The organism is Xanthomonas sp. CFBP 8151 (assembly GCF_011761885.1).
GTDB classification, from domain to species: domain Bacteria; phylum Pseudomonadota; class Gammaproteobacteria; order Xanthomonadales; family Xanthomonadaceae; genus Xanthomonas; species Xanthomonas arboricola_B.
In genome coordinates, this window is record NZ_JAASQZ010000001.1 from 347,726 (window position 1) to 359,953 (window position 12,228).

Annotated in this window: 5 protein-coding genes; all 5 read left to right on the top strand. The window is 67.2% G+C overall.

The features are described from left to right. The first annotated feature begins 218 nt into the window (after positions 1-218). The 5 genes from FHT08_RS01600 (at position 219) to gspG (ending at position 12,227) form a co-directional block, all read left to right on the top strand. Positions 219-6,317 (top strand): ESPR-type extended signal peptide-containing protein, encoded by a 6,099-nt coding sequence (locus FHT08_RS01600; protein WP_166774088.1) that lies wholly within the window; start codon positions 219-221, stop codon positions 6,315-6,317. Between the two features lie 221 nt (positions 6,318-6,538). Then, positions 6,539-8,422, top strand: coding sequence for a diffusible signal factor-reguated S8 family serine peptidase (locus FHT08_RS01605; RefSeq protein WP_104536308.1), 1,884 nt, complete (start codon positions 6,539-6,541; stop codon positions 8,420-8,422). 129 nt (positions 8,423-8,551) lie between these two features. Then, entirely contained in the window at positions 8,552-10,279 is a 1,728-nt protein-coding gene (gene gspE / locus FHT08_RS01610) for a type II secretion system ATPase GspE (protein WP_024939119.1), read from the top strand. A gap of 175 nt (positions 10,280-10,454) precedes the next feature. Next, complete coding sequence (locus tag FHT08_RS01615) at positions 10,455-11,672, top strand: type II secretion system F family protein (RefSeq protein ID WP_039510376.1); 1,218 nt, start codon at positions 10,455-10,457, stop codon at positions 11,670-11,672. Between the two features lie 123 nt (positions 11,673-11,795). Further along, entirely contained in the window at positions 11,796-12,227 is a 432-nt protein-coding gene (gspG, locus tag FHT08_RS01620) for a type II secretion system major pseudopilin GspG (protein WP_104536305.1), read from the top strand. The last annotated feature ends 1 nt before the right edge of the window (position 12,228 follow it).

Consider the following 12,228-nt stretch of genomic DNA (forward strand, 5'->3'; position numbering starts at 1 on the left):
CTGTCAAAAACTTGACGCCCAATTTGATGGCTGTTAACACTTTGCTCAGTTCTATGGTTGGGTAGCGTTCACTTTTTGACTACCCGGGGTGCAGCTTCCCGCGCACCGCCATTTGGCCCATGGCGCCAATCACCACGGGGGATCGCAGCGGCGAACAGGCCTCGCGATGGTGGGTGTTCGTCAAAAAACCAGTCCCAACATTCAGGAGCAGTGCGTCGATGAATCGGATTTATCGCAAGGTCTGGAACAAATCGTTAGGCGTGTGGGCCGTGGCATCGGAGTTGGCCAGCGGCGACAGCCCGGGCGCAGTGAGCACCGCCGCATTCATCGACCGCTGCCAGAGCCGCTGCCTGGTTGCCGCGATCGCCCTGGCGCTGGGTAGCGCCGGCATTGCAATCCCCCTTTCTGCAATGGCGCAATCGGTGGAAGTCGGCCGCGGCGCGTCGGCATCTGCCGCCAACGCTACCGCCATCGGCGCCGGCAGTCGCGCCAGCGCGACCGGCGCGCTCGCCACCGGTGCCGACAGCAGCGCCAGTGGCGTCAACAGCAGCGCGATCGGACGCCAGACCAATGCGATCGGCGAGAACGCGGCGGCCATCGGCTACAACAGTTTCGTACGCCAGAGCAGCGAAAACGGCGTGGCGCTGGGTGCCAACGCCGGCGTGACAGGTGCCAACTCGGTGGCGCTGGGCGCAGGCTCGCGTACCCACGAAGACGATGTGGTTTCGGTCGGCAGCGGCAATGGCCGCGGCGGCCCGGCCACGCGTCGCATCACCAACGTCAGCGCCGGCATCAACGCCACCGATGCGGTCAACGTGGCGCAGTTGCGCGACGTGGCCGATGTGGCCGAAGACACGGCCACGTTCTTCAAGGCGACCCCTGGCGAAGACAGCGTCGGTGCCTATGTCGAAGGCGATAGCGCGCTGGCTGCCGGCGATGCCGCCAATGCGGTGGGTACGGCGACCACGGCACTGGGAACCGGTGCCAATGCGGTGGCCGACAATGCCACTGCGGTCGGCGCCAATGCGCTCGCCTCCGGGCAGAACAGCGCGGCATTCGGCCACAACGCGCAGGCCAACGGCCCCGGCAGCGTGGCCGTTGGCGGTGCTGCAGTGGACGAAGACGGCGAGCCGTTGATCACCAGTGGCGGCGTGCCCGTCACCACCGGCGCCACCAGCGCCGGCGTCGGCGGGACCGCAGTCGGCGCCAGCGCCAATGCCGATGGATTTGCCGCCTCGTCGTTCGGCGTCGGTGCGTATGCGGCCGGTGCGCAGTCTTCCGCGTTCGGTGCGGTCGCCAATGCGGCAGGCGATTACGCCACCGCCGTGGGCACGCAGACCAGTGCCAGCGGTACCAGCAGCACCGCTGTCGGTGGTCCGGTCGATTTCATTCCCGGTCTGGGTTTCTTCGTGCAGACCCAGGCCAGCGGCGAAGCCTCCACCGCGCTCGGCGCCGGTGCGATCGCATCGGGCACCTACACCACGGCAGTGGGAACGCTCAGCGAAGCCTCCGGCACCGAGGCCACCGCGGTGGGTTATTTCGCCTATGCGCCTGGCCAAGGTGCCACGGCAGTCGGCCCGGAATCCTGGGCCAGCGGTGAGCTGAGCACGGCGCTGGGTTACTACAGCACCGCACGCGGCGCCAACTCGGTTGCATTGGGCGCCAACTCGGTGGCCGCGCGTGCCAACACTGTGTCGGTAGGTGCGGCGGGCGACGAGCGTCAGATCACCAACGTCGCCGCCGGTACCGAAGGCAGCGATGCGGTCAATCTCGATCAGCTCACCGCAGTGTCCGACGTTGCTTCCACCACCGCGCGCACGTTCGTGGCCACCGGCGATGGCACCGCGATTGCGGAGGGCATCGACAGCGTTGCGGCCGGTTCCAATGCATCGGCTTACGAGGATTACAGCACTGCGCTGGGTTCGAGCAGCCTGGCGTCAGCGGTCAACACCACTGCGGTCGGCAGTGGTGCGGTGGCCAATGTCAACAATGCCACCGCGCTCGGCTTCAATAGTATCGCCAGCGACCGCTATGCCACTGCCGTGGGTGCCGACAGCACGGCATCGGGTTTCTATGGCACTGCGGTCGGCGGCACCAGCGTGGCCAATGGCCGTGGCGGTACCGCAATCGGGTTCGAAAGCATCGCCAATGGTCTCGAATCCACTGCGCTGGGCTTTGCCAGCGTGGCCTGGGGCGATACCAGCACCGCCGTGGGTGCGGAAAGCACGGCCTACGGCGCGCGCAGCGTCGCGGTAGGCATCACCTCGGCCGCCAGCGGCAGCGTCTCGGTGGCCATCGGCGATAACGCCTATGCCGGCGGTGGGCGTGCGATCGCCATCGGCTCGCAAGCAGTCGGCTATGGCGATCGCAGCATCGCACTGGGCGCCGAGGCCTTCGTCGAAGGCGCCGACAGCATCGCGATCGGCGACGGCGCGCGCATTTCGGTCGACAACAGCGTTGCGCTCGGCGTCGGTGCAGTTGCCGACCGCGCCAACACGGTGTCGGTGGGCACGGTCGGTGGCGAGCGCCAGATCACCAATGTTGCCGCCGGTACCGAGGGCACCGATGCGGTGAACCTGGACCAGCTCAATGCAGTCGGCGAAACCGCACAAACCACTGCGCGTCTGTTTGCCGGCACCGGCACCGGCACGGCCGATGCGCAGGGCGAGGACGCCACCGCGGCCGGCTCCAACGCCACTGCGGACGGCGATTACAGCAGCGCGTTCGGTTCCAGCAGCCAGGCCACCGCGATCGGCGCCGTCGCCCTCGGCAGCGGTGCCAGCGCCACCGCGCAGTACGCCACTGCGGCCGGTTACAACGCCGCTGCCAGTGGCTACGGCAGCATCGCCAATGGCGCCTTCAGTCAGGCCAGCGGCGATTACGCCGTGGCCGTGGGTGGCGAGAGCGAAGCCGCCGGCGCGCAGAGCACCGCGCTGGGTGCGGCGGCAGGTGCCTATGGCGATGGTTCCCTGGCCGCTGGCACGCTGAGCGTGGCCGATGGCAGCGAAACCACCGCGGTGGGCTATTTCGCCAGCGCCAGTGGCGAGTCGGCCACTGCGGTCGGCGCAGAGAGCGTGGCCGATGGCACCAGCGCGGCGGCGTTCGGCTTCGGTGCCGAGGCCACCTCCAACTACTCCACCGCCTTGGGCGGCTATTCCAGTGCGACCGGTTTCAACAGCACCGCGCTGGGCAATTTCAGCACCGCCAGCGGCTCCAATACCGTGGCCGTGGGTGGCGATGCCACCGCAACCGGCGACTACAGCGTTGCGGCCGGCCAGGGCAGCGTGGCCAGCGGCTACAACAGCGTGTCGGTCGGTGGCGCCCTGCTCGGCCTGTTGCCGACCGAAGCCTCCGGGGACTACTCCACCGCGCTCGGCGGCGCGGCATGGGCACCGGGCCTCAACAGCACCGCGCTCGGCAATTTTGCCGAATCCACCGGCGAAGGCAGCGTGGCGCTGGGTGCCGATTCGGTGGCCGATCGCGATTTTGCGGTCTCGGTGGGCAGCGCCGGCAACGAGCGTCAGATCACCAACGTGGCCGCCGGTACGCAGGGCACCGACGCGGTGAATCTGGATCAGCTCAACGCCGTTGCCGAAACCGCACAATCCACCAGCAAGTACTTCCAGGCCAGCGGCAGCGATGACAGCGATGCCGGTGCCTACGTCGAGGGCGACAACGCCCTGGCCGCAGGCGAGGGCGCCAATGCCACCGGTACCGGCGCCACGGCGTTGGGTGCCGGTGCGCAGGCGGTGGTCGATAACGCAACGGCGGTTGGCGTGAGTGCGCTGGCCAGCGGAACCGGCGCAGCGGCGGTGGGCAACAACGCCCAGGCCACCGGCGAAAACAGCAGCGCCGTCGGCAGCAATGCCCTGGCCAGCGATGTCGGCGCCAGCGCAAACGGTGCCGGCGCGCAGGCAATTTCGACCTATGCGACCGCGCTCGGCAGCGAAGCGGTGGCATCGGACAACCAGGCCACCGCAGCCGGTTTCCGCAGCACCGCCTCCAATGTCGGCAGCGCCGCCTTCGGTGGTTACAGCGAATCCAGCGGCAGGCTGTCGTCGGCGCTGGGCTATGGTGCGGTGGCGTCCAGCGACTACAGCACCGCCGTGGGTGCCGCCGCACTGGCCTCCGGCGCAAGTGCAGTGGCCGTGGGCGAATTCAGCGAGGCCACCGGCGAAGAAAGCGTGGCCGTCGGCGGCAGCACGTTCTTCGGCTTCATCCCGGCGCGTGCCTCCGGCACCGGCGCTGCCGCATTCGGTGCGGGCGCGTGGGCCACGGCCGACTACACCACCGCCATCGGCTGGAATTCGTATGCCGACGGCGTCAATGCCACCGCGCTCGGTCAGAGCGCGGCGGCCCTTGCCGACAATACGCTGGCCCTGGGTGGCGGCAGCCGCGCCGATGCGGTCGGCGCCAGCGTGGTCGGTGTGGATGCATCGGCAACCGGCATCAACAGCACCGGTGTCGGTCGTCAGGTCAACGTGATCGGCGAGAACGCGGTGTCGGTGGGCTACAACTCGTTCGTGCGCCAGAGCGCGGTCAATGGTGTGGCCCTCGGTGCCAACGCCGGTGCGACCGGTGCCGATTCGGTGGCGCTGGGCTCGGGCTCGCGCACCTACGAAGCCGACACGGTGTCGATCGGCAGCGGCAATGGCCGCGGTGGTCCGGCCACGCGTCGCATCGTCAATGTCAGCGACGGCCAGGCGGCGACCGATGCGGTCAACAAGGGCCAGCTGGATGCCCTGGCGGCCGATGTGCAGACCACCAACGGCATGGTGCAAACCACCGGTGAAGGGGTGGCCAGCGCAACCGGTGATCGCGCCACTGCGGCGGGCGCCGGCGCAACCGCCAGCGGCGCACGCAGCGTGGCGATCGCCTCCGGCAGCCGCGCCTCGGCCACCGGCGCCAGCGCCATGGGTGTGGACAGCAGCGCCAGCGGCGTGAACAGCACCGCGATGGGCCGGCAGACCAATGCCATCGGCGAAAACGGTGTGGCGTTGGGCTACAACTCTTTCGTGCGCCAGAGCGGTGCCAACGCGGTGGCGCTGGGTGCCAATGCCGGTGCCAGTGGTGCCGACTCGGTGGCGTTGGGCTCGGGCTCGCGTACCTATGACGCCAACGTGGTCTCGGTCGGCAGCGGCGATGGCCGCGGCGGCCCGGCCACGCGCCGCATCGTCAACGTCGGCAATGGTGCGATTGCCGGTGCTAGTACCGATGCGATCAACGGCGGCCAGCTGTTCCAGTCGTTGAGCAACGCCGCCAGCTTCCTCGGCGGTGGCGCGGCGATCGGTGCGCAGGGCGTGTTCGTCGCGCCGACCTACGTGATCCAGGGTGCCAGCTACAACAACGTCGGTGCGGCATTGACCGCGTTGGACAGCAAGGTCACCGAGCTGGATGCACGCGGTGGTGCCGCAACCGCCAGCACGGCGGCACGTACGCTGTCGCTGCGCACTGCAGCGGTACCTGCGGTTGCCACGAGCGCAGTGAGCGCATCGAGCAACGCCGTTGCCGACACCGGCGCAAGCGTGCAGGGCACGCCGACCGCCGCAGTGGTCGGCAGCATCACCCCGGCCGCAAGCTCCACCGCCGTTGGCACGGCCGCAGTGGCCAACCACGTGACCGGCACGGCGATTGGCGGCAGCGCGTATGCGCATGGCCCCAACGACACCGCGATCGGCAGCAATGCGCGCGTCAATGCCGATGGCAGCACCGCGGTCGGCGCCAATACGCAGATCGCCGCGGTGGCGACCAATGCGGTGGCGATGGGCGAAGGCGCGCAGGTCAGTGCGGCCTCCGGCACGGCGATCGGACAGGGCGCACGTACCAGTGCGCAAGGTGCGGTCGCGCTGGGGCAGGGGTCGGTTGCCGATCGTGCCAACACGGTGTCGGTGGGCAGCGTCGGCGGTGAGCGTCAGGTGGCCAATGTGGCCGCCGGCACGCGTGCCACCGATGCGGTCAATAAGGGCCAGCTGGACAACGGCGTTGCCGCGGCCAACAGCTATACCGACAGCCGCTACAACGCGATGGCCGACAGTTTCGAGACCTACCAGGGCGACATCGAAGAGCGTCTGCGCCGGCAGAACCGTCGCCTGGATCGTCAGGGTGCGATGAGTTCGGCGATGTTGAACATGGCCGCCAGCGTCGGTGGCATCGCCACGCAGAACCGCGTCGGTGCCGGCGTCGGTTTCCAGAACGGCGAGTCGGCGTTGTCGGTGGGCTACCAGCGTGCGATCAGCCCGCGCGCCACCCTGACGGTGGGCGGCGCGCTCAGCGGCGACGACAGTTCGATCGGCGTGGGTGCCGGCTTCGGTTGGTAATGCGCTGCTGCATGACACGCGGCGGCGCCACCGTGCGCCGCCGCGCCAGAGCAAGGCCTGAGGGGGCGGGCAAGGACCGTGGCTGGGCCGGCCAACGGATTCGATGGAGTGATGGCCTTACCAGGAGTGGCTGATCGAACGCAGCGCGCTGCACCGCAGTTGCGCCGCAGTTCGGAAGCCGCTCCAAGCTGATCGACGAAAAACACGAAGAGGACTTCACCGTGATCGACAAGAATTTCCGTCTCTCCCCGCTGACCGGCGCCATCTTGATGATGGCCCTGGGTGCATCGGGCACGCTCGCTGCTGCCCCGAAACTGCTGGTCAAGGAACCGACCCAGGCAGCATCGGCCGGCGCTGCGTTCAGTAGCCGCCTGATCGTGCGCTACAAGGACAACACTGCTGCTGCGACCGATCGCGCCAGCAAGCTGAGTGCGGTGCAGGCCGCAGTCGGCCGTGTCGGTGCCAGCACCGGCGCACGCAGCAGCGCAGCCGCCGCCAAGGCGACGTATGTGCGCAAGCTCGGCATCGGCTCGGACCTGATCAAGCTGTCCAGCACGCTGACTACCGCACAGGTGGACAAGGTGGTGGTCGAGCTCAAGAACGACCCGTCCGTGGCCGACGTGCAGATCGATCGCATGCTGCGCCCGGTCGAGATCAAGAAGAGCGTTGCCGCCACCGACGTGACCCCGCAACTGGTGCCCAACGACCCGCTGTACGCCCAATACCAGTGGCATCTGAGCAACCCCAACGGCGGCATCAATGCGCCGGCCGCATGGGACCTGTCGCAGGGCGCGGGCGTGGTGGTGGCAGTGCTGGATACCGGCATCCTGCCGGGCCATCCCGACTTTGCCGGCAACCTGCTGCAGGGTTACGACTTCATCACCGATGCCGAAGTCTCGCGTCGTCCCACCGATGCCCGCGTGCCGGGCGCGCTGGATTACGGTGACTGGGAAGAGGCCGACAACGTCTGCTATGACGGCTCGGTGGCACAGGAAAGTTCCTGGCACGGCACCCACGTTTCGGGCACCGTGGCCGAGGCGACCAATAACGGCGTAGGCATGGCTGGCGTAGCACCCAAGGCGACCATCCTGCCGGTGCGCGTGCTCGGCCGCTGCGGCGGCTACACCTCCGACATCGCCGATGCGATCGTGTGGGCGTCCGGCGGCACGGTCGCCGGCGTACCGGCCAATACCAACCCGGCCGAGGTGATCAACATGAGCCTGGGCGGCGGCGAGCCCTGCGATTCGGCCACCCAGCTGGCGATCAACGGCGCGGTCGCGCGCGGCACCACGGTGGTGGTGGCGGCCGGCAACAGCGGCGAAGATGCGGCCAACCATTCGCCCGCCAGCTGCAACAACACCATCACCGTGGGTGCCACGCGCATCACCGGCGGCATCACCTACTACTCCAACTACGGCAGCAAGGTCGACCTGTCCGGTCCGGGCGGCGGCGGCAGCGTGGACGGCAATCCGGGCGGTTACATCTGGCAGGCCGGCTACACCGGTGCGACCACGCCGACCTCGGGAAGCTATACCTACATGGGCTTGGGTGGCACCTCGATGGCATCGCCGCACGTGGCCGGTGTCGTCGCCCTGGTGCAGAGCGCGGCGATCGGTCTTGGCGATGGCCCGCTGACCCCGGCCGCAGTGGAAGCCCTGCTCAAGCAGACCAGCCGCCGCTTCCCGGTGACGCCGCCGGCCAGCACCCCGATCGGCAGCGGCATCGTCGATGCCAAGGCCGCATTGGAAGCGGTGCTGGTGGAGCCCTGCGATCCGGCCACCCAGAGCTGCGCGCCGACCGCGATCGCCCTGACCAACAAGGCTCCGCTGACCGGCCTGAGCGGTGCCGGTGGCAGCTCCACGCTGTACAGTTTCCAGGCCAAGGCCGGTGCCGTGCTCAGCTTCATGACCTACGGCGGCACCGGCGATGTGTCGGTGTACGTCAGCTATGAAGCCGAACCCGGCGCGACCAGTTACGACGCCAAGTCGACCCGCCCGGGTAACAGCGAAACCGTGCGTTTCACCGCCCCCAAGGCAGGCACCTACTACATCAAGTTGGTGGGCGCTGCCGACTACGCGAAGCTGACGCTCGTCGCACGACAGTAAGCCGTCCCATAGTGTGACCGATGCCCCCGGCCAATCACCGGGGGCATCGTTTTTCAGGACGATGCAGATGCGTGCGGTTGATCGTCGCGGCAAACTGCTACAGTCGGCGCCGGACCAGTGGAGACGAGTGTGAACGCGGTTGCCGTCGATCCAATTGAGCATCGCAGTGCGGAGACACGCATCGTCGAAGCGCTGCTTGAACGCCGTCGTCTGAAAGACACCGATCTGCTGCGCGCGCGCCAGTTGCAGACCGAATCCGGTATGGGCCTGCTGGCCTTGCTGGGCCGTCTGGGCCTGGTATCCGAACGCGATCATGCGGAGACCTGCGCCGATGTGCTGGGTCTGCCGCTGGTGGATGCACGCCAGCTCGGCGATACCCCACCGGAAATGCTGCCGGAAGTGCAGGGACTGTCGCTGCGCTTCCTCAAACAATTTCATCTATGCCCGGTCGGCGAACGCGATGGCCGGCTTGAGTTGTGGATCGCCGATCCCTACGACGATTACGCGATCGATGCGGTGCGGCTTGCGACCGGCTGCCCGCTGTTGCTGCAGGTCGGTCTGCGCTCGGAAATCGACGATCTGATCGAACGCTGGTACGGCCAGGGCCGTAGCGCGATGGGCACCATCGTGGAAACCGCCGATGGCGATGCCAACAGCAGCGACGATATCGAAGCGCTGCGCGACCTGGCGTCCGAAGCGCCGGTGATCCGGCTGGTGAATCTGGTGATCCAGCACGCGGTGGAACTGCGCGCATCGGACATCCATATCGAACCGTTCGAAAGCCGGCTCAAGGTGCGTTACCGCGTGGACGGCGTGCTGGTGGAAGGCGAAAGCCCGCCGGCCAAGCTCACCGCTGCGGTGATCAGCCGCATCAAGATCATGGCCAAGCTCAACATCGCCGAACGCCGGCTGCCGCAGGACGGCCGCATCATGCTGCGCGTGCAGGGCAAGGAGCTGGATCTGCGTGTCAGCACCGTGCCCACCGCGCACGGCGAGAGCGTGGTGATGCGCCTGCTCGATCGCGAAACGGTGGTGTTCGACTTCTACAAGCTCGGCTTCACCGAAGAGTTTCTGCCGCAGTTTCGCAAGGTGCTGGAGCAACCGCACGGCATCATGCTGGTGACCGGCCCGACCGGTTCGGGCAAGACCACCACGCTGTACACCGCGTTGAGCCAGCTCAACACCTCGGACGTGAAAATCATCACTGTCGAAGACCCGGTGGAATACCAGATCGAAGGCATCAACCAGATCCAGGCCAAGCCGCAGATCGGGCTGGATTTTGCCAACGCGTTGCGCAGCATCGTGCGTCAGGATCCGGACATCATCATGATCGGCGAAATGCGCGATCTGGAAACCGCGCGCATCGCGATCCAGTCCGCGCTCACCGGCCATCTGGTGCTGTCCACGCTGCACACCAACAACGCGGCCGGCGGCATCACCCGTCTGCTCGACATGGGCGTGGAAGACTATCTGCTCACCTCCACCATCAACGGCATTCTGGCGCAGCGCCTGGTGCGCAAGCTCGACCTGGCCAACGCCGAGCGCTACCTGGCATCGCCGGAAGAGGTCGAACGCTTCAACCTGCGCCGGCTGCAACCGGACGGCGAGATCTATCTGTACCGCCCGCGCGCGTCGGCCGCTGCGCCGACCGGTTATCTTGGCCGCACCACCATCGTCGAATTCCTGGTGATGAACGACGAGTTGCGGCGCGCGGTGATGCGCCGCGCCGGCATGGGCGAGATCGAACAACTGGCCCGCAAGGCCGGCATGCGCACCATGTACGAGGACGGCCTGTCCAAGGCCTTGCGCGGCGAAACCACCATCGAAGAAGTGCTGCGCGTTACGGAGGATGCGTGAGAGTCAACGGAGCCACAGCGAGCATCGGATGCTCAGGATCGGAAGATAAGCAGAGCAAGGTCCCGGCAATGCGCCGCGCACGCGCACGGCTGCGCCCAGTCGCGCCAACGCAGCGCGGCATCGCACTTTTACCGATTCCCGATTCCCGATTCCCCAATCCCGGCCTTCCCGCCTGATGCCCCTGTACCGCTACAAAGCGCTCGACGCCCATGGCGAAATGCTAGATGGCCAGATGGAAGCGGCCAGCGACGCGGACGTCGCGCTGCGCCTGCAGGAGCAGGGCCACCTGCCGGTGGAAACGCGCCTGGCGACTGGCGAAAACGACTCGCCGTCGCTGCGCATGCTGTTGCGCAAGAAGCCGTTCGACAACGCTGCGCTGGTGCAGTTCACCCAGCAGCTGTCCACGCTGATCGGTGCCGGCCAGCCGCTGGATCGCGCGTTGTCGATCCTGATGGATCTGCCCGAAGACGACAAAAGCCGGCGCGTGATCGGCGATGTACGCGACACCGTGCGTGGCGGCGCGCCGCTGTCCTCGGCACTGGAACGCCAGCACGGGCTGTTTTCCAAGCTCTACATCAACATGGTGCGCGCGGGCGAAGCCGGCGGCAGCATGCAGGACACGCTGCAGCGCCTGGCCGATTACCTGGAGCGCAGCCGTGCGCTGCGCGGCAAGGTGATCAACGCATTGATCTATCCGGCGATCCTGCTGGCGGTGGTCGGCTGCGCGTTGCTGTTCCTGCTTGGCTATGTGGTGCCGCAGTTCGCGCAGATGTACGAAAGCCTGGATGTGGCCTTGCCGTGGTTCACCCAGGCGGTGTTGAGCGTGGGCCTGCTGGTGCGCGACTGGTGGCTGGTGCTGATCGTGGTGCCGGGCGTGCTGGGGTTGTGGCTGGATCGCAAACGCCGCAATGCCGCGTTCCGTGCCGCGCTGGACGAGTGGTTGCTGCGGCAGAAAGTGGTCGGCAGCCTGATCGCGCGTCTGGAAACCGCACGGCTGACGCGGACCCTGGGCACCTTGCTGCGCAACGGCGTGCCGTTGCTGGCGGCAATCGGCATTGCGCGCAACGTGATGTCCAACCTGGCGCTGGTCGAGGATGTCGACGCCGCGGCCGACGACGTCAAGAACGGCCATGGCCTGGCGATGTCGCTGGCACGCGGCAAGCGCTTCCCGCGGCTGGCCCTGCAGATGATCCAGGTCGGCGAAGAATCGGGCGCCCTGGACACGATGCTGCTCAAGACTGCCGACACCTTCGAGCTCGAAACCGCGCAGGCCATCGACCGCGCGCTGGCCGCGCTGGTGCCGTTGATCACGCTGGTGCTGGCCTCGGTGGTGGGGCTTGTCATCATTTCCGTGCTGGTACCGCTGTATGACCTGACCAATGCCATCGGATAACGTGGCGTCGGATTCTCAACAACTTCCCGGCGACCGCGCGACATGCGTGCGGGAACCATTGCAACGCCCGCCGTGTCATCTTCTGGCGGCAGCAACCTTCATCGACGTGCAAGGAAATCGTTCATGATCAAGCGCTCCATCACCCGTAGTCCATCGCGTGCAGGCCAGGCCGGCATGAGCCTGCTGGAAATCATCATCGTCATCGTGCTGATCGGCGCGGTGCTCACCCTGGTCGGTAGCCGGGTGCTCGGTGGTGCCGATCGCGGCAAGGCCAATCTGGCCAAGTCGCAGATCCAGACCCTGGCCGGCAAGATCGAGAATTTCCAGCTCGACACCGGAAAGTTGCCGAGCAAGCTCGATGATCTGGTGACCCAGCCGGGCGGCAGCAGCGGCTGGCTCGGCCCGTACGCCAAGCCGGTCGAATTGAACGACCCGTGGGGTCACACCATCGAATACCGCGTGCCCGGCGATGGCCAGCCGTTCGATCTGATCAGCCTGGGCAAGGACGGCCGCCCCGGCGGCAGCAGTTACGACGCGGACATCAAGTACCAATAAG

Excerpts from the sequence above, each read along its gene's own strand:
- FHT08_RS01615 (WP_039510376.1), top strand. The coding sequence starts at position 10,455 with ATGCCCCTGTACCGCTACAAAGCGCTCGACGCCCATGGCGAAATGCTA.
- FHT08_RS01600 (WP_166774088.1), top strand. The coding sequence starts at position 219 with ATGAATCGGATTTATCGCAAGGTCTGGAACAAATCGTTAGGCGTGTGG.
- gspG (WP_104536305.1), top strand. The coding sequence starts at position 11,796 with ATGATCAAGCGCTCCATCACCCGTAGTCCATCGCGTGCAGGCCAGGCC.